The organism is Fictibacillus norfolkensis, assembly GCF_014836645.1.
Classification (GTDB): domain Bacteria; phylum Bacillota; class Bacilli; order Bacillales; family Fictibacillaceae; genus Fictibacillus; species Fictibacillus norfolkensis.
This window is the reverse complement of the sequence record NZ_JACSQM010000014.1, coordinates 25,743-43,742: the sequence shown is the minus strand read 5'-3', so window position 1 is coordinate 43,742 and position 18,000 is coordinate 25,743. Positions and strand designations below refer to the sequence as shown.

Sequence of the window (18,000 nt, the reverse complement as noted above, 5' to 3'; positions counted from 1 at the left end):
GGCGAACAATCAAATCTTATGCGGTGTTCTATTCTTTCTTTTCGTAAATCTCTGGCTTTAAAACGCCAATGTAAGGCAAGTTACGGTATCTCTCGATGTAGTCCAATCCATAACCAACAACAAAAGCATCAGGAACGATGAACCCAGCAAGATCTGGCGCGATATCAACCTTACGTCCTGTAGGCTTATCCAGCAAAGTAACGATCTTAACCGACTTTGCTTTACGGGCCTTAAACAGTTGAACGAGATAGCTGAGCGTTAAACCACTGTCAATAATATCTTCTACAATGATAACGTCTCGACCTTCTAAGGAAGTATCTAAATCTTTAACAATTTTAACTTGACCGGAAGAAACGGTAGATGCACCATAGCTGGACACTGCCATTAAATCGATCTCAAGATGGATATCCATACGTTTGATCAAGTCTGCCATAAAAGGTAGAGCACCTTTTAAAACCCCGACCACCAATGGAAAGCGTTCCTTATATTCCACAGAAAGCTCTTTACCAAGTTCTTTAATCTTGTTTTGAATAGCTTCTTCGGAAATAAGTGTTTCTAAAATTTCATCATGCATGTTCAACAAGCCTCCTAGACGTCATGGCGATTTTTTATGAAAGCGTAGGATAACCCAAAGTTCTGATGGATTTATTTGATGACGTCTAATGTGTTTTAGCCCCGGAAGCCAAATGATCTTTCCAGTTGCATCAACAACAATCGGCCAATCGTTTCTTTCTTCCTGCGGCACTTTAGCATCAATAAATATATCTTTTAATTTCCGAGAACCGACGCCGGCAATCGCCATCCGGTCACCTGGTTTTCGGGTGCGAACTCGTAACGGGAGATCAACCTCTTTCATTGAAAACACAAAAACATCTTTTCCTCTTTGTAAAGCGGGTTCACAATCTGTTATTTCAGCAGTTATACGTCCATTCGGCAATTCTACAAAACCGGGCAGCTCTAGTGAAAAGTCATATGACCCTTCGTCATTTTTGACGTTATGCTCAAAACTTAACAAACATCTGTCATAAGTTCGCCTGACTACTAAACCTGACGGAAAATGCAACATTCCGGACGGATGCTCCCTTCCGAGCAAACTAAGAAAGTTTTCCTTATGTACAGAGGAAAGAGATGAAGGATTAATTTTATACAGATAGTTCAATATTAGTGTAATCCCTCTTTTTTGTAAAGGAATAGGCATCTTGTTAAAAGCAGATACAGATAACTCTATTTTCCCCTCTGTTCGCCTGATTAAAACCTTTTCTAACTCTATTTCAGCCAGTTTCAATATATACGCTTCATCTTCGGAAATAGTTTCACTTAAATACTGAAATCTTTCATGCACGTTAGGGTTTTCTTGTTTTAAAAAAGGCAGAATTTTTTTTCTGAAGCGATTCCGAACATATTTATCACTTTCATTGCTTGAATCATAAACGGGAAACAGGTTTTCTACTTTACAATAATGCTCGATTTGGTCTTTTGTTATTCCTAAAAAAGGACGAATTATTTTACCTGTAGCAAAAGGACGTTTCACCGGGATGCCAGCGGAACTAAATCCTTCGCTGCCCCTCGTCATCCTCATGAGCATCGTTTCCACTTGATCGTCGCCATGATGAGCCAAAGCGAGCGCCTCTGCACGGTGTTTTTTCATCACGTTCTCAAAAAAATTGTACCTGCAGATCCTAGCAGCAGTTTGTAAAGACAAGTTATGCTCTGCTTGATAGCTTGCAACATCTGAGCTATCACCTTCAAAAGTAATATTCCGCTCGTCACAAAAGCTCTTAACATACGCGAGTTCTGATGCCGACTCGTCACCCCTTAAGCGATGATCGAACGAGGCAGCGACGATCTTAATTTTGTAATTGGAAGACCTTCTCCATAAAAAATGAAGCAATGCCAAAGAATCTGGTCCTCCGGAAACACCGATCACTACAGTTTGAGGAGCTGAAAGAAGCTGGTGTCTTTTAATAAAATTCTCCACTTCCTGCAACGTAAACCGCTCCTTCATTTTCCGTATTTTTTCAAGGCCTGTTTCGTTGACTTGTTAATCCAAAAGACTAGGCTGAATATAAATATTCTTCTCTGTTAGATCTTTCATTTGGTCTCTTTAATAACAAGTTGATTGAAGTGCAAGGTGTGAGACTCCTGGGGGATCAGCGGGACAGGTGAGACTCTTAACAGCGCAGAGCGCTAAGAGGCTCACCGCACGCCCCCCGGAAAGCGAGCAACCTGTAACGGAAAGCAACCACTTCCAAGAGCAACGAAGTTCTACGAAAACGCCTTTTAAAATCATAACAAAGAATTGCAGGAACGAACACTATTTACATCGTTTGACCGAGCATATAAAAAAAGTACACAACGAAAACAAACGTGAAGACTAAAAATGTTTCTACGATAAAGCTGCTTTTCTTTTTCTTTTGCGCTTGTCTTGATGCTGGTTTTTGTGTTGAATTCCTTTGTGTTTGAGGAGATCTTGCTTTATCATTAGCGTTCAATAAAAGAACGAGCTCGTTTCTCATCTCTTCTGCATTGCGGTATTTGCCGTTCCATGCTTTTTGTAAGATAGGCGCGTATGGCTTAAGCATTGGGCTGCCTGCTATTTTAGCCTGAAACTGTTTATCGGGATCTCCGTTTTTCGTAAAACGTGAAGGATAAGCTAGATTCACCATCACCATCCCCGCTGAGAACAAATCATACGACGGCTCAGCTTTTCTAGTTCCCTTACCCCAATATCCTCGATCATAGAATTCTGTGTATTCTTTGATCGACCTGTCCATCACAGTCGTTCCTCCAACATCGATCCAGCGGATTCGGTAAGGCGGGCCCGTCACAAGCAGGTTGTCAGGCTTCAAGTCACCGAACGCCCATCCCGCTTGATGAAGGGTATGAAGATCTGTAAGCAGCTGTACGAGCAAGATTCCAGCCCATTCAGGAGACTTTGTCTTCATAAAATCAAAGAGTGTCTCTCCTTTTAAATATTCCATCGCATAAAAGGGATATGTGGCAGTTTTCGTCACCCAGTCATCGACATCGATTAAAGAAGGTCCAAGGACTTTCCCCTGGACCTTAGAAAAACGCTTCAGCACATTGACTTCAGATGTAATTGACATCTGATCATGCCCGATCTTAAGTGCGACCACCCCTCGATCTGAATCAGCTAAGTATACGGCACCTGTTGCTCCATACCCTAAACGGCGCCGAATTCGATATCTGGAATGATTCCACTTACCGCGTAATTCATCACCAACTGCTAAGTTACATACCGGACTCGTTCGTATATCCTGGGGCATCATCGGACAAGAATCTCCTTTTTGACGATCGTTTACGGCCAAAAGCCGCTATAGCCTCTTTTATCGCAGGACCTGTCGGTGTGATCCCGCCAAGTGAAATCTTTGAAAATGTTTTGCCGATCGATTCTAGTTTTGACGACCAGTTTAAAAGTTCTTCTGCCTCTGTTCTTTTGCCCGGAAAAACATAGAGTGCAAATTCATTATCTCCAATTCTCGAGTTCAACGAGATGGATAGATCAAGCAGAGACTCTTGAACCGTTAACATCTTGTCTTCCATTGATCCCGAAGCGTCAATTAACACTAAGATCTCAAGGTTCATGGTCTCTCCCATCTCATCGACAACTTCAATGACTTCTCCTCGTTTGTCTGGCGGAAGATCTTCCATGGTAGACTGACTTCCAAGTATCTGTTGCAGTTCAGCATTAACAACACCTTTTATCGTTTGGGCCATTGCTTTTTGAGTGACCATTTTCACCGTTTGTGCGAGTTGTTTCGTATAAACTACCTGACTGATGCCACCGCCGGCCATCGCGATCTCTTCTACTTCTTTTAAACCTTGTCTATGATACTCTGGTGCATTCTCATTCAGTACGCCAATGACGTTTACAGCTATTCCTTGTTCGTTAGCAAGTGCAGCCATTGCGATCGGATCTTCACCCTGATTCGAGCAACCATCTGTAATCAATAAAATTTGACGCAGCGTTCCTTTGTTTCGCATAACGCAAACCCCTCTCAAGTACGAATTTTAACTATTACCATCTTCGTCAAGAATGGAATGGTTTATACGCAAAAAAGACCGCGAAACATAATCACTAAATGAAGTCGGAGCGGGAATACTGTCCACTTTTACATAAATACTGTCTAGTCTTCACTATTTACTGTCCACTTATTGAATTTTACTGTCCACTTCTGGGAAAATACTGTCCACTCACAACAGCGAGCGACTACAAACAAAAAAGACCGCTCTTTTCCAAAGAAAAGAACGGCCTCTTATTCTCATAAACTATTGAGCTTTCTTTCGGTTGATCGCGACTTTCGGATATTGCGGAACAGTTGCCCACTTAGGAATATTCTTTTCGATCTTTGTTACAGCGACCGTCATATCATCCTCGATTCCGTTATTTCCTAAACGAATCACTTCTTCCATGATCAGATCTGCTATCTCTTGCGGATCTTCTGTATCGATCTCTCTGATCTTTCGCTTCAGCCACGCATCAATATTTTCGATATGACGTGGAGCTTCGTATATTCCATCACTCATCATGATGAGGATATCTCCTGCTTTCAGCTGTTCATCAACAACGTCGACATCAAAATCTCGAATGATGCCCATCGGCAGGTTGCTCGCTTCCACTGTTTTGATCTGGTCTCCGCGTTTAATAAAACTCGGCGTTGAACCAATCTTTAAGAATTTTGCAGAAGCATCTTGCAGATCGATCATCGCAAGGTCCAGCGTAGAAAATATTTCATCTGTTGTACGTAACGAGAGCACTGAGTTAACTGACTTAATGGCCACTTCTTCATCAATACCAGACTGAAGAATTTTTTGCAGAAGCTGCAGCGTTTCATTGCTTTCAATGAACGCTCGTTCTCCGTTACCCATTCCATCTGCAATCGCAACAGCGAACTTCCCAGCGCCGATCTCTATCGTCGAATGGCTATCCCCCGATAGCCACGCTCCCCCTTTAGCTGCTGAAGCAATTCCTGTTTCAACTACATATTCTCGCGCTGAATGAAAAGATAGATGACAGAAGCCAGTCGGATAGTTTGCGCAATCTTCATGCGTCACGAGAATCGTCTCTTCCAATATGTCGGATAAGATTGGCGCGATAAGCTTCTCAGCGATTCCGGAGCCGTTGCAAGAAGGAATCGTCATTTCAATATCGACATTAGACGTTTCTAGACTGTAAATATCCACATGGCCTACATCAATTCCTGCTTGAGCCAAAGAGTCTTTGATCTGCTCTTCTTGAATTTGATGGTTCTCTTGCTCTCGCTGTATCTCTTTTGCGAAATCGCCCATCACTTGTGAAACGCCCATCAGCTGATCCGCGACTAAACGGCGGCTTTCCTGCACTTGAATCTTCAATTTTTGAGAAGCTCGATATTGCGTTAGTTCTTTTTTCATGAGATCGGTTATCTTTTCAGGTTTGATGCAATGTTTTTCCCAATCCCGCTTTAATTTTCGATCCTTAATATCACTATAATCTTCTTGCTCGACCATCAGCCTAGTCATCAAGTCGTAAGTCGTTGTGAAATTCTGCGCCCAGCACTGTTCCTTCTTAAAACAAGTCTGGCACGTTTTTTCTGTAATGTTGCTTAAGAAAAGATCCACTTCACGTGTGCTCTCTTCCTCATTTAAAGAGGAACCTACTGATTGGAACGAATGTGAGAGCGCTTGGAAGAGGCTTGAGAATCGCTCAACGCGACTCGCGGTCACGTCGCGAATCTTCTTCAAATATTGCTGTTGATGCATGGAATGTTCTCTTGTACCTGGTACATATTTTGAAATGTTGCTGATCGCAGTCTTCGGTGTTAATAGGAAGAGCAGAACTGCAAACCCTGATTCCATCAATGTGGATGTGATTTCAGATCTTCCCTCACCATATAAACCGATCATAACGGTTCCGATGATAAGCCCGAGACTTACGCCAAATCGCTTACCCTCTTTCAAAAGGCCACCAAGCAGTCCAGAGAAGGCTAAAAGGCTCATTTGAGAAAGGCTTGCCACTTGCGCGAGGCTTAGGATCAGACCTGTAACAACACCAACAGTAGAACCGATCGCAGCGCCTCCCACAAAAGCAAACAACAATACTAAGTAACGCGAAACAACATGTTCTATGGCAACATCATTAATCTGCCAACCAATCGTTCCGGTCATGACAGAAGCAAGAAGAATCATCAAGCAGACAATCTCTTCGTTTTTTAACGATTGTGGAATCTTTTTATTCGTTAATAGCGGTATGCTTTGTAAGAAGATTAACGTAAGGACTAAGCTCAGTCCTCCTTCAACTAGCGCAAGCATCGTATCGACCCGCTCTAATCCTCCTTCACCAAACATGGAGAACACGGTTCGCGTGATTAAGGAAGAACCGAAAACCAATAAAGGAAGACTTTGCATCCGATTCTTTATGAATAGATCTACTCCTTTTTGAAGGCTTGCATATACGAGTAAGGCACTGATAAAAAACAAAGCGTTCATCGGTTGGTGTGACATCGCCCCCGCTAAAATTGCAAAGACAGCAATGCCTGTCCGTTCTTTTCTCAAAACGAACACACTAGCCGCAAAAGGTAAAGCAAATGGAGACATCTCAGCTAGAATCATAGCTCGTCCTAACAAAAAACCAATTCCAAACAACAGCATTCTCCAGTTAAAAATGCTCTGGTTCAAAATCTGAAGCCATCTCTTACTCGTCTTCGTTACCGCCTGTTGGCTCTTTTCTACCCATACCATTCCTCTAATCGGTTCGAGTACTTCTTGTTCTACCTTTTGCCACATCCCATACACCACCCGTTTCCAATTTGTGTAACCATTATAAACAGGTTTAGAACAAAGATTTTGTCAAAAGAGCAGTTAAGGTTTTAAAAACTTATCGACGGACTTCTCCACTATTTCACGAAAGAAGAGCAAAAGCGGACAACATTTTTACAAAAAGAGAAAAGGAAGTTTCATTTTTGAAGTTATTAAGGAGAATTATGAAGAAAAATATAAAAGGATAGATGTTTATAATTATTTTGATGGGGATTGCAAAAAAAGAAAAAAAGAGCACCCGCTGACGGATGCTCTTGTACGTTTGTATGTAGATGTCAAAATTAAAAATGGTAGCGGCGGAGGGAGTCGAACCCACGACCTCACGGGTATGAACCGTACGCTCTAGCCAGCTGAGCTACACCGCCATTTGTAAAAGACACAAGTAGTATATTACATCTATCTGGGTACTCTGTCAACGGTTCTTTAAAAATTTGTCGAAAAAGTTTTTTGTCGCGAGATTTATAAATGGTTTTCGCTGCTATTCACGCTTACAAATTAATGTTTTAGACAAAAGAGGTTTTAAGGCTTTTTTTCTTCTTGGCGATTGATTGGAGTGAAAGGTGCGAGACTCCTGGGGGATCAGCGGGACAGGTGAGACTCTTAACAGCGCAGAGCGCTAAGAGGCTCACCGCACGCCCCCCGGAAAGCGAGCAACCTGTAACGGAGATCAACAACTTACGTGCTTCTTGAATGACTCTCACTTGAAAACAAAATATCCAACAAACAAAAAAGCACCCTATTCATAAAGAATAGAGTGCTAGCCATATATATAGATGAATGAGCATTAAAAATGCAACAATTATCCTCTTCGGCCGCCGCGGCCACCTCTTTTTGATTCAGTACTACGCTTTAAAGTAGTGAGTCGATCTTCACTATCTTTAAGGAATTTGTTCATCTTATCCTCAAAAGATAATGCCGTTGAATGGTTGTTACCGCCTCGGTTAGGACCTTTGCGAGATTTGTTAAATCCGCCTCTTGCAGGAGCTGGTCTACTAGCAGATGCAACATTCTCTTTTGCTTTCTTGATAGATAAACCGATCTTCCCGTCCTTTTCGACGCTCATAACCTTAACTTCGACTTGATCACCAACTTTAAGAAATTCGTTGATGTCCTTTACGTAATTATCCGCAACTTCGCTAATATGCACGAGTCCTGTTGTACCCCCTGGCAGCTCTACAAACGCTCCAAAATGAGTAATCCCAGTAACTTTACCTTGCAACTTGCTGCCTACTTCAATTGACATGCAAAAAATGCTCCTCCTTAAAAAATCTCCTAAGATATCATTACTTATTATACAATCGAAAAAATCTGCGTGTCAATCTACGCTTTATGCTTTATTCTGGAAGTTTAAAGATTGTTTCACCAGGTTTTGACATAAAAAAGTCGCGTCTGGCGATTTCTCCAATGTATTCTTCGTCTTTTAGTTTATTCACTTCATCTTTAAGTTGTGCCTTTTCTTCTAAAAGAGCTTTGTATTCGTCGCTTAATTCTTTTTGTTCCATCTGTTTTTCATTTAAAAGGGAGAGCTGTTCTGCAATACCCGTAATAATTAAAAAAGCAAAAAAGGAAAATACGATAAAAGCCCCCGTTAAGCGCCTGTATAAACCACGCTTACGTTTAGCGATCACTTGCTCATGACGCTCTTTATTCTGGATGTATTGTGAGTGAATCTCTGTTATTTTTTTCTGGCGCATTTGTTCGCTGTTCCCCTCCTTTACTTCTTTTTTCCCTTCCAATTGCTGACTTTATTCTTCGCAGAAATGAAAAACCCTGCTAATTTTGAATATTTCTCTTTTAAATTATACCATTTTTGCTTTGGTATGAAACGCCATATGAGTCTTCCAACCCACTTAAAAGGAGAAAAAAGAATCATGAATAGTAGCATAATAATTTTCCGCAAGATGTTAAGTACATATAAAAGAATAGCGGATATGAGCATAATTAACCATTTTATCGGCATAACGATTAAAGAGTTAAGTAAACGGTATAAAAAACGAAAAAGTGAGGCGACCGCCGATACCATCCACTCAAGTATCTTTTTATAGATTCGTTCAAAAAGTGCTCGGTACGCCGCATAACCGCAAATGAGAGCAATAAAAATATAAAATCGAATCTCCGCGTGATTCACGTGTAGAAGGACATAAAAGACCAGCAAAGCCTGTACCAGCCAAAACATCAAATCATTAAAAAAGTGAAGCCAATGCCACTTTCGCTTTTCATGGATGAATCGGCTGTACGTATCGACAGCCATTCCGATCCAGATTCCCATAAAAACCATAGAAAGCATCGTTTCAAACTGTACGGTTAAGGTCATTTGAACAGTTTGCCGAAGAAGCCTTTAGTCTTTTCACCGGTCTGCTGGTCCAGGTAAACAAGATCGAATACTTTTCCTTCAATATTCACAACACCTGATTCTACATCAAGATTCTTCATCTTCAAATTTGTCCCGCGGATCGCTAAAAAACCCATAGTTGTCTCAAGCAAGAACTCTTCATTATCAAAACTTTCTACTTGCTTAACACCCGTGATCTCTAAATTCTTTCTTCCTATCATTCTCACATCGTGGTTGGGTGTGCTCACTTTTTGATTATATCCATTCAGATCATATCGTTGGTCCATACATTCCCCTCCTCTATTCCATACAAATGTATGAGACAAGAGTAGAGAATAGAACAAGCTGTGTGAATTGCTGAATGTCTTGGAGCAACCATTGATGTATTTTCTATAAGGTTGTTACCTTTGGGTCTCTTTTCACTCACTTCATTGCAAGTTGATTGAAGTGTAAGGTGGGAGACTCTCGGCTAGGACAAGCGGTCAGGTGAGACCTTTTAGGGCGCAAAGCGGCAAAGGGCTCACCGCCTGCCCCGCGGAAAGCGAGCCCCCTGAAGCAGAAATCAACCACTTCCAGGAGCAACAAAGATTGCGAAAACAGCAAAAAGAAAAGAACCTGAAAAAATCAGGTTCTTTACTCAGTCGTTTCGATGCGGTTTTCTTCAAGGACGGTATACATGTTATCCGCGTCCTCTTTTTTTGTCGTATCTTTAAGCTCGTTGATCTTAACTTTCACAAGCTTTTGACCAAAACGTATCGCAAGCTCGTCCCCTACTTTTACATCAGAGGAAGCCTTCGCTTGCAATCCGTTAATGGAGATACGTCCTTGATCTGAAATCTCTTTCGCCACGGTTCTCCGCTTGATCAGGCGCGAGACTTTCAGAAATTTATCTAAGCGCATGCTTACTTAACAGCTTCTTTCAGCTTGTTTCCTGCTTTAAATGCCGGAACAGTTGCTGCTGGAATTTGAATTTCTTTACCTGTTTGAGGGTTGCGGCCAGTACGGCTAGAACGCTCACGAGTTTCGAAAGTTCCAAATCCAACAAACTGTACTTTGTCTCCGTCTTTTAGTGCAGAAGTGATTTCATCGATTACGCCATTAACGACTGTTTCTACGTCTTTCTTAGTAAGTCCTGACTTTTCTGAGATATTTGTTACCAATTCATTTTTGTTCATTTTAATTACCTCCTAAAGTTTCTATCAAAGATTTCGCTAGAAACCCCCTATAATTAAGGGTTTCACGATATTTCTCGAGAAAATATTCTCTATTTTTCACTATAATCCTTCTTTGTTGAAAAAAAAATTATTTTGCCTCGTTCCAAAGACGGTCCATTTCTTCTAAAGTGACGTCCTCAAAAGAGAGACTTTGCTTCTTTAGTTCCTGCTCGATGTAATTGAAACGCTTCTTGAATTTACGATTTGTTTCATTTAGAGCTTCTTCCGGATCAATCTTGTAAAAACGGGCTAGATTCACAACAGAGAACAACAGATCTCCTAATTCTTTTTGCTGTTCATCGCCCTCAGCTTCTTGAAACTCTTTTAATTCTTCTAAGATCTTATCGACTACCGGTTCAACTTCCCTCCAGTCGAATCCAACTTTCGCTGCCTTTTTTTGATAAAGAAACGCTTTTTGGATAGCCGGAATTCCCTTTGGTACGCCATCTAATAAAGAGTCACGATCTTCTTTTCCTGCTTCTTGTGATTTAATCGCATCCCAATTCGCAACAACCTGATCTGCATCCTCTGCAGAAACATCGCTAAAAACGTGAGGATGGCGACGGATCATCTTTTCGGTTAACGTTTCAATCACATCTTCTAAAACAAAGAAACCTTCATCTTCACCAATTTGTGCGTGAAGCAGAACTTGCAGCAGCACATCGCCTAATTCTTCAGCCAGAGCATCATCGTCTTCTTCATCAATCGCCTCTAACACTTCATAAGCTTCCTCGATCAAATACTTCTTTAACGTCACATGCGTTTGCTTCTGATCCCACGGACAGCCTCCCGGACCACGCAGTCGAGCAATGACATTTTTTAAGAACGCAAAGTCTCTGTACAGCAGTTCTTCTTCTTTTACCGGAGGAACATACACGGCAGTTAAATTATTCAATGTAACAGACTGATCTAGCTCATATAGCGGTACAATTTTAATAGACTCCTCAGCACTGCCTGCTGCTGTAACGATTGTTACTTCATAATCATCGGGATACTTATCCATCAAGGTTAGCTTTACTTCTGAAGCGATAAAGTTGTCGTATACTTGTACGATTACAAGGTGATGCCTGATCTGAACCTCGTCTTTTTTTAATGAAGTTCCGTCAAGAATCTGGCACCCTTCAATCGGATCAATCTTTAGTGCCGTATACATTTCATCAAGGAAACTCTTTCCGCCAGCTACCGAAACCTCGATGCCTTTACTCTCACTGTTATGAAGAAGAATCTGTACCGCTTGCTCCGCAACTAACGGGTGGCCTGGCACAGCATAAAGGACATGGCCTTCTTCCTCAGCCTGCGCAAATAAGGTTTCAGCAATTTCTTCATACACCGGTTCAAACTGATCATGTTTTTCATAGATTTCATCAAATGCGACAAAGCGTTTTCCTTGATTCATTAATTCTTCGATCGCAGGGTGATGAATCGTTCGTACGTATACTTTTTCAGCTGATTCTAACATGCGGTAGATGTCAAGTGTCATCTGGTCTAAATCTCCTGCACCTAACCCGATAATCGTAATCTTCTTCGTCATCATGGTCTCCTTTTTTTAAGACGTTTAAACACTTTTTGAATAAAACCAATAGAATGAATAACGGAGTTCCATTCATTTTGAGAAAATATTTTAAATACCAAGATACAGAGAATATAGATCACTGCACCAATAAATGAAGCACTGATACTGATCAGCATCGCTTCAAAGCGAGTATCTGCCATGAATAAATAGTTTTCCGCCATATAGATCCATGTCCATACACCGGTACCCATCAAGAACAGAGAGATGAATAGTGTAAGGAGTGTTCTTTTTCTTCTTCCGGTTAGAAACTTTGTAACGAATTGAAGCTTCAATAGCTGTGCAATCGCTGCAGCCATTGTAGCCAGCACGGTAGATCCAGCTGCCCCTTCCATACCGAAAGAAGGAATGAGCAACAGGTTGCCAAGTATTTTTATCAATACCGCGATAAGAACGGTGTATGCCGCATACCGACCATGACCGATTCCTTGTAAAAGTCCTGTGGTCGTATAGATGATGGATACAAAAATAATCGAAATACAGAGGATAGCAAGAGCAAGCGATCCATCATCATTTTTAAACAGCATAACATTGAGGTATTTCATAATAAAGATAAGCCCGATTGCCGCTGCCCCGCCAAAAACGATAGAAATTTTCACGGAGAGCTTGGCAAGCGTTCGAATCTCTTTTTGTTTCTTTTCTGCTGCAAGTGACGCCATCTCTGGTACTACAGCAAGTGCTACAGATGCGGCTAGTACAGTTCCTAACTGAAGAAGAGGCTGACCGCGGTCAAAAACGCCTTTCAGAAGTTTTGCATCATAAGCTTCCATGCCGCTTTCTATCCAAACGTTAACGAAGAGAAAGGCATCAACAAGCTGCATCAACGCTAAGATCAGTGCGCTTAATGACAGATAGATACTCGTTTTTAATAGCTCTGCGGCATATAGAAAACTAAATCTTGCCTCCCGGCTATAAGGGGCCGCTACACCTTTTTTCCAAAAATACAAAAGAAACAATCCTGATGCGAGCGCACCGATAACTGACCCAAAGAGCGCTGCTGCTCCTGTTTCATAACTGGAGTACCCTTTTAAAACGAAATAATAAGATAAGAGTAAAATGCCTGAAACTCTTATAGTCTGTTCGATCAACTGCGAAACAGCTGTCAGTTGCATATCGCCAAACCCTTGATAGGTCCCCCTAAAAAAAGCAGAGAGCGGAATAAACAGAAAAAGAACAGATATCACTTTGATCGGCAGTTCTAGATGCCGGTCTCCCATCCATTGTGCCATGAATAGTGCCGCTAAAAATAAAAATAGGAACGATACAAAACCTAAACTAACAGAAGTCCACGCTGCTGTTTTGATCAAATGATCATCTTTATTCTTCTCTGACACGATCATTTTTGACAGAGCCATCGGAAAACCTGTAAAGGCAATAGCAACGGCTATCGCATAAAACGGATAAGCTTGCTGAAACACATAGAAACCAAAATCACCGGTCATGTTCTGATAAGGAATCCGATAAACAACGCTTAGTAATTTTACGATAATGGCAGCTGCGGTCAGCAGCATAGCCCCTTCCCATACGGAATAGTTCTTTGTTTTCATAAAACAACCTCAATATTTATAACATATATATTTCCCGGGACGACAGAAGTCGACACGTCCTGTTTTAAATGAACATAATTCAAGATATTATACCATAGTCACTCTATATCGCCCGGCGATATACGATGCGCATCCATTTCTGCCTAGGGAAAGCGATTTTTGAAACAGATATCAAGCTATTCCAAATGCGCGCAAAAAAAGAAAGAGCATAAATCGCTCTTTCTTAGTGCTCCATCTGTCTTGCTAAAAACCCCGCTGCAGTTTCAGCAAGTTTTTGCTCAAGTTCTGTAAGCTTCTTTCCTTCTTTACCAATCATAACAACAGCTCCGATTGGGTCTCCACCTGCGATAATCGGCGCGATCACGTGAGAAGTGTTTTCTTTAATCCCATCGATCAGCTCAGCTTCCGTTCCGTTCGGCTCTACTAACGTCTTTCTGTCACTCATAGAAGCTTCTACTACTTTACCGATGCTTTTATTGTGATAATCTTTCTTGGATCCGCCAGCTACCGCAATGTATGTATCACGGTCAGCAATTAACACAACATGACCTGTACTGTCTGCAAGGCTCTCTGCATATTCTTTTGCGAAGTCGCCTAGCTCATTGATTGGAGAATATTTCTTTAAAATGACCTCTCCATCTCTGTCAACAAAGATCTCAAGCGGGTCTCCCTCACGAATCCGAAGTGTTCTGCGGATTTCTTTTGGAATGACAACGCGCCCTAGGTCATCAATACGACGAACGATACCAGTTGCTTTCATATAGATAATGCCCTCTCTTTCGGATGATGATGAATCATTGATGTACCAAAATGGTTCCTTCACTGAAAGAATGTTCCATTTCCTAGGTTTATTATTTGTTACATCTCCTGTTCTATTCACGAAAGAGAGGGTTATTATAATTTATGGTGTATTTGTTGTCTTTTCTTTCCTAGCATGCTTCATTTCTTTTAGGAAAAGGTCGATCTGCTTTAACAGATCCAAATCTTTTACTCGTTTTCGATTAATAATCACTTTCATGAGATTACCCTGCATGCCAAGATTTACATGTCGGCCGATCTTATTGGCAATCTCGAACATCTTTCCGCCATCAAGCAATGAAGTTGTCTTCTCATTTAGAATCATGTTCACCGTATCCTGCTTCTGTTCGATCAGCTTAACGCCTTCTCGTTTTGCACGGAGTTTAATGCCCGCTACTAAAAGCAAGCATTCGACTTCTACTGGGTAGTCACCGAAACGGTCGATAAATTCCTCTTGCAAGTCGGATATGTCTTTTAAAGCTTTCGCCGCACGTACATGTTTGTACATCTCGATCTTTTGCTTTTCGTCACCAATATAATTCGTCGGAATGTAAGCATCCACCTCAATGTTAAGGTCAACGTCTTCTTCCACTTCTTTCGGCTTGTTGCCTTTTCTTTCTTGAATCGCTTCTTCAAGCATCTGCGAGTATAGATCGAAACCTACCGAGTCGATAAATCCATGTTGCTGGGCACCTAGAAGATTACCCGCACCACGAATGGAAAGATCTCGCATCGCGATCTTAAACCCTGATCCTAACTCGGTAAATTCTTTAATCGCCTGCAGACGTTTTTCCGCAACTTCTGTTAGTACTTTATCTCGTTGATACGTAAAATACGCATAAGCAACACGGTTGGAACGGCCAACACGCCCTCTTAATTGATAAAGCTGCGAGAGCCCCATCTTATCCGCATCGTAGACGATTAATGTATTTACGTTAGGAATGTCTACACCCGTCTCGATGATCGTTGTAGATACTAACACATCATAGTTTCCTTCTAAAAACTCCAGCATGACACTTTCCAGCTCATTCTCAGACATCTGACCGTGAGCATAGGCAACACGGCAATCAGGAACAAGCATCGAGATTTGCTCTGCCATTCGTTCGATTGAGTCCACACGGTTATATAAGAAATACACTTGCCCGCCGCGGCCCATCTCCCGTTCGATCGCTTCTCGAACAAGAGAACCATTATAGTCCATCACATATGTTTGAACCGGGAAACGATTCTCAGGTGGTGTTTCAATAACAGAGAGATCACGAACACCCAGCATCGACATGTGGAGTGTACGCGGTATAGGTGTTGCCGTTAACGTAAGCACATCCACGTTTGATTTTAGCGTTTTAATCTTTTCTTTATGCGTAACTCCAAAACGCTGCTCTTCATCAATGATAAGCAAGCCTAGATCTTTATATTGAACATCTTTAGAAAGCAGGCGATGTGTTCCGATCGCTATATCGACCGTGCCTGCTTTTAATCCTTTAAGCACTTCATTCTGCTCTTTTTTCGAACGAAAACGGCTTAAACTGCCGATCGTGATCGGAAACTCAGAAAACCGCTCACGAAACGTTTCAAAATGCTGTTGAGCTAAGATTGTAGTAGGAACAAGGAACGCTACTTGTTTACCGTCCATAATCGCCTTAAACGCTGCACGGATCGCCACTTCCGTTTTTCCGTAACCTACATCTCCACAAAGAAGACGATCCATCGGACGGATGCCCTCCATGTCTTTTTTGATCTCTTCGATGGCACGAAGCTGATCGTCCGTTTCTTGGTAAGGGAAGCTTCCCTCAAACTCACCTTGTTCTGCACCATCTTCTGCAAATGCATATCCTCTGCTTGCTTCACGCTCTGCATAAAGTTTGATGAGATCATCTGCAATATCTTGAACCGAAGACTTAACTCTGCTCTTAACTTTCTTCCAATCACTACCGCCAAGAGTGTAAATCTTAGGTTCTTTGCCTTCAGAGCCTACATATTTTTGAACTTGGTCGATCTGTTCAACGGGCACGTACAGCTTATCGTTTCCGGAATATTTAATATGCAGATAATCTTTATGAACCCCTTTGATCTCAAGCGTTTCGATTCCTAAGTATTTACCGATCCCGTGATTCACGTGAACGACATAATCGCCAACTTTTAATTCTGAGTAGCTCTTGATTCGCTCTGCGTTCGTCATCTTCTGTTTTCTTGCAGGACGTTTCGCTTTTTTCGTAAATACTTCTTCTTCTGTGATTACAACGAGCTTTTGCTTCACAGATTCAAATCCGCTTCCTAGATCTCCAAGTAAGATCTGACTCGTTTTCGGCTGAATGTTCTGATCTGCTCCAATGATACCTGCATCCATCTCATAATCTGCAAGTACGCGTTCCAGCCGAGTTGCACGCTCTTTGTTCATCGCTATAAAAACGATCGCAAACCCAAGCTTCTTCCAACGATCCATCTCACCTTTTAATACATTCATCTGACCGTGGAAATTCTGCATGCTCTTACATTCTACGTTCAAAATATTTTGAGGCTGTGTGTGAGGAACATGTCTTAAGAACAGAGATAGATAGATAATAGGGAACGCTTTTTTATCACCAAGCAACCCGTTTGTATCAGGCGAGATCGTAAGGTCCTGTACCAGCTCTCCATGCTCAAGAAGTGCCGTCTGCCATTCTGCTTCTTCTTTATCTAGCTGCTGACTCGTTTCCTGAATACGGCCGATCTCATCCATTACCACTAAGCTATTAGGTGATATGTATTGCAAAAGACTCGCCGGTTCATCGTAAAAGAGGGATGCGTATTTATACATGCTCTGAAACTGCTGCTTTTCGCGCAACCTTCCTGTTTCATAGCTGATATTTTCAACGAGTGTTTCTTTAAGTGCATCATCTTTGATATTTTTTAAAGTAGAGGCTAACTTCGCATCTATGCGATCTGCAGCGCTGTTATAATGTTCATCAAAAAGAATAAGTTCTTCAGCTGGTGCAATGGAAATTGTCTTTACCTTATCCTGTGAACGTTGTGTTTCTGCTTCAAAATATCGGATAGAGTCGATCTCTGTGTCAAAAAGCTCAATTCGAACAGGGTTCTTTTCAGTAAGCGGATAAATATCAATAATCCCACCACGAACACTAAATTCTCCCGGTGTTTGAACCATCGATGAACGTTCATAACCCATCGCAACTAATTTTTTTAAGACTTCATCTGAATCGATGTCTTCACCTACCTGAAAAGAAAGACCAGCTTTTTCCCAGACCTCAACGGGTGGCAAGTATCGTCTTAACCCTGCAACAGGCGTGATGATGACACCTTTAAAAGACCGACTCAGCTGATTTAAAGCCTCAATTCTTTGGCTTTTCAATTCAGGACTCGATATAGCCATCTCAGATGAAATCAGGTCATTTACAGGATATAAATAAACTTCATCTTCAGATAAAAGAGAAGTTAGATCTTCATATAGTTTTTGTGCTTGAAACAGATTATGGGTCACGACAAGTTGAGGTTTCCCTGTATTCTCGTGAAGACTGCTGATAAGCATCGTTCGAGCAGAGCCTGAAAGACCAGCGACAAGTTGTTCTTTCAGTCCTCCATTAATGCCATCCATTATCGATTTAAAGTCTTCTCCCTGACTAAAATATTTCTTCAATCCAAGCATTTCTTACTCCCCCTCTCACAAGTGCTAGTCATTGGTTCTATTGCTTTGAAAGTGGTTGATCTCCGTTCCAGGATGCT

The 18,000-nt window shown here is 41.6% G+C and carries 15 protein-coding genes and 1 tRNA gene; all 16 read right to left on the bottom strand.

What is annotated here, in order from left to right; genetic code table 11:
* Nucleotides 1–28: 28 nt before the first annotated feature.
* Complete coding sequence (hpt, locus tag H9648_RS19405; RefSeq protein WP_066390553.1) at nt 29–574, bottom strand: hypoxanthine phosphoribosyltransferase; 546 nt, start codon at nt 572–574, stop codon at nt 29–31.
* A gap of 21 nt (nt 575–595) precedes the next feature.
* Nucleotides 596–1,978: a tRNA lysidine(34) synthetase TilS gene (gene tilS, locus H9648_RS19400; protein ID WP_318243564.1), complete on the bottom strand. Its 1,383-nt coding sequence runs from the start codon at nt 1,976–1,978 to the stop codon at nt 596–598.
* Between the two features lie 340 nt (nt 1,979–2,318).
* Complete coding sequence (locus H9648_RS19395) at nt 2,319–3,290, bottom strand: serine/threonine protein kinase (RefSeq protein WP_191755361.1); 972 nt, start codon at nt 3,288–3,290, stop codon at nt 2,319–2,321.
* The gene (locus tag H9648_RS19390; protein WP_144704837.1) at nt 3,253–4,005 is read right to left on the bottom strand and encodes a vWA domain-containing protein; all 753 of its coding nucleotides are present in this window, start codon (nt 4,003–4,005) and stop codon (nt 3,253–3,255) included. Before H9648_RS19390 ends, H9648_RS19395 begins: the two co-directional genes overlap by 38 nt.
* A gap of 285 nt (nt 4,006–4,290) precedes the next feature.
* Entirely contained in the window at nt 4,291–6,786 is a 2,496-nt protein-coding gene (gene spoIIE / locus H9648_RS19385; protein ID WP_191755360.1) for a stage II sporulation protein E, read from the bottom strand.
* A 321-nt stretch (nt 6,787–7,107) separates the two neighbouring features.
* Nucleotides 7,108–7,184, bottom strand: a tRNA-Met gene (locus H9648_RS19380).
* Nucleotides 7,185–7,618: 434 nt separating this feature from the next.
* Nucleotides 7,619–8,062, bottom strand: coding sequence for a S1 domain-containing RNA-binding protein (locus H9648_RS19375; protein ID WP_066390538.1), 444 nt, complete (start codon nt 8,060–8,062; stop codon nt 7,619–7,621).
* 91 nt (nt 8,063–8,153) lie between these two features.
* Nucleotides 8,154–8,513, bottom strand: a complete 360-nt coding sequence (locus H9648_RS19370; protein ID WP_137792161.1) for an FtsB family cell division protein — start codon at nt 8,511–8,513, stop codon at nt 8,154–8,156.
* A gap of 20 nt (nt 8,514–8,533) precedes the next feature.
* Nucleotides 8,534–9,133, bottom strand: a complete 600-nt coding sequence (gene yabQ, locus H9648_RS19365; RefSeq protein ID WP_191755359.1) for a spore cortex biosynthesis protein YabQ — start codon at nt 9,131–9,133, stop codon at nt 8,534–8,536.
* The gene (yabP, locus tag H9648_RS19360; protein ID WP_066390532.1) at nt 9,130–9,438 is read right to left on the bottom strand and encodes a sporulation protein YabP; all 309 of its coding nucleotides are present in this window, start codon (nt 9,436–9,438) and stop codon (nt 9,130–9,132) included. Before yabP ends, yabQ begins: the two co-directional genes overlap by 4 nt.
* 346 nt (nt 9,439–9,784) lie before the next feature.
* On the bottom strand, nt 9,785–10,051 hold the full coding sequence (locus tag H9648_RS19355; protein WP_066390530.1) for an RNA-binding S4 domain-containing protein: 267 nt from the start codon (nt 10,049–10,051) through the stop codon (nt 9,785–9,787).
* 2 nt (nt 10,052–10,053) lie between these two features.
* Nucleotides 10,054–10,326 (bottom strand): HU family DNA-binding protein, encoded by a 273-nt coding sequence (locus H9648_RS19350; RefSeq protein ID WP_066238167.1) that lies wholly within the window; start codon nt 10,324–10,326, stop codon nt 10,054–10,056.
* Nucleotides 10,327–10,453: 127 nt separating this feature from the next.
* Nucleotides 10,454–11,896, bottom strand: coding sequence for a bifunctional methyltransferase/pyrophosphohydrolase YabN (yabN, locus tag H9648_RS19345; protein ID WP_191755358.1), 1,443 nt, complete (start codon nt 11,894–11,896; stop codon nt 10,454–10,456).
* Nucleotides 11,896–13,482 carry a putative polysaccharide biosynthesis protein gene (locus H9648_RS19340; RefSeq protein ID WP_191755357.1) on the bottom strand — a complete coding sequence of 529 codons (1,587 nt, stop codon included), beginning with the start codon at nt 13,480–13,482 and terminating at the stop codon, nt 11,896–11,898. The genes yabN and H9648_RS19340 overlap by 1 nt, the downstream gene beginning before the upstream one ends.
* 223 nt (nt 13,483–13,705) lie before the next feature.
* Nucleotides 13,706–14,242, bottom strand: coding sequence for a stage V sporulation protein T (gene spoVT, locus H9648_RS19335; protein WP_191755376.1), 537 nt, complete (start codon nt 14,240–14,242; stop codon nt 13,706–13,708).
* Nucleotides 14,243–14,383: 141 nt separating this feature from the next.
* Nucleotides 14,384–17,923 carry a transcription-repair coupling factor gene (mfd, locus tag H9648_RS19330; RefSeq protein WP_191755356.1) on the bottom strand — a complete coding sequence of 1,180 codons (3,540 nt, stop codon included), beginning with the start codon at nt 17,921–17,923 and terminating at the stop codon, nt 14,384–14,386.
* Between the last annotated feature and the right edge of the window lie 77 nt (nt 17,924–18,000).

Coding starts and splice junctions, on each gene's coding strand:
- hpt (WP_066390553.1), bottom strand. CDS start 574: ATGCATGATGAAATTTTAGAAACACTTATTTCCGAAGAAGCTATTCAA.
- H9648_RS19395 (WP_191755361.1), bottom strand. CDS start 3,290: ATGATGCCCCAGGATATACGAACGAGTCCGGTATGTAACTTAGCAGTT.
- H9648_RS19390 (WP_144704837.1), bottom strand. CDS start 4,005: ATGCGAAACAAAGGAACGCTGCGTCAAATTTTATTGATTACAGATGGT.
- spoIIE (WP_191755360.1), bottom strand. CDS start 6,786: ATGTGGCAAAAGGTAGAACAAGAAGTACTCGAACCGATTAGAGGAATG.
- H9648_RS19375 (WP_066390538.1), bottom strand. CDS start 8,062: ATGTCAATTGAAGTAGGCAGCAAGTTGCAAGGTAAAGTTACTGGGATT.
- H9648_RS19370 (WP_137792161.1), bottom strand. CDS start 8,513: ATGCGCCAGAAAAAAATAACAGAGATTCACTCACAATACATCCAGAAT.
- yabQ (WP_191755359.1), bottom strand. CDS start 9,133: ATGACCTTAACCGTACAGTTTGAAACGATGCTTTCTATGGTTTTTATG.
- yabP (WP_066390532.1), bottom strand. CDS start 9,438: ATGGACCAACGATATGATCTGAATGGATATAATCAAAAAGTGAGCACA.
- H9648_RS19355 (WP_066390530.1), bottom strand. CDS start 10,051: ATGCGCTTAGATAAATTTCTGAAAGTCTCGCGCCTGATCAAGCGGAGA.
- H9648_RS19350 (WP_066238167.1), bottom strand. CDS start 10,326: ATGAACAAAAATGAATTGGTAACAAATATCTCAGAAAAGTCAGGACTT.
- yabN (WP_191755358.1), bottom strand. CDS start 11,896: ATGACGAAGAAGATTACGATTATCGGGTTAGGTGCAGGAGATTTAGAC.
- H9648_RS19340 (WP_191755357.1), bottom strand. CDS start 13,482: ATGAAAACAAAGAACTATTCCGTATGGGAAGGGGCTATGCTGCTGACC.
- spoVT (WP_191755376.1), bottom strand. CDS start 14,242: ATGAAAGCAACTGGTATCGTTCGTCGTATTGATGACCTAGGGCGCGTT.
- mfd (WP_191755356.1), bottom strand. CDS start 17,923: ATGCTTGGATTGAAGAAATATTTTAGTCAGGGAGAAGACTTTAAATCG.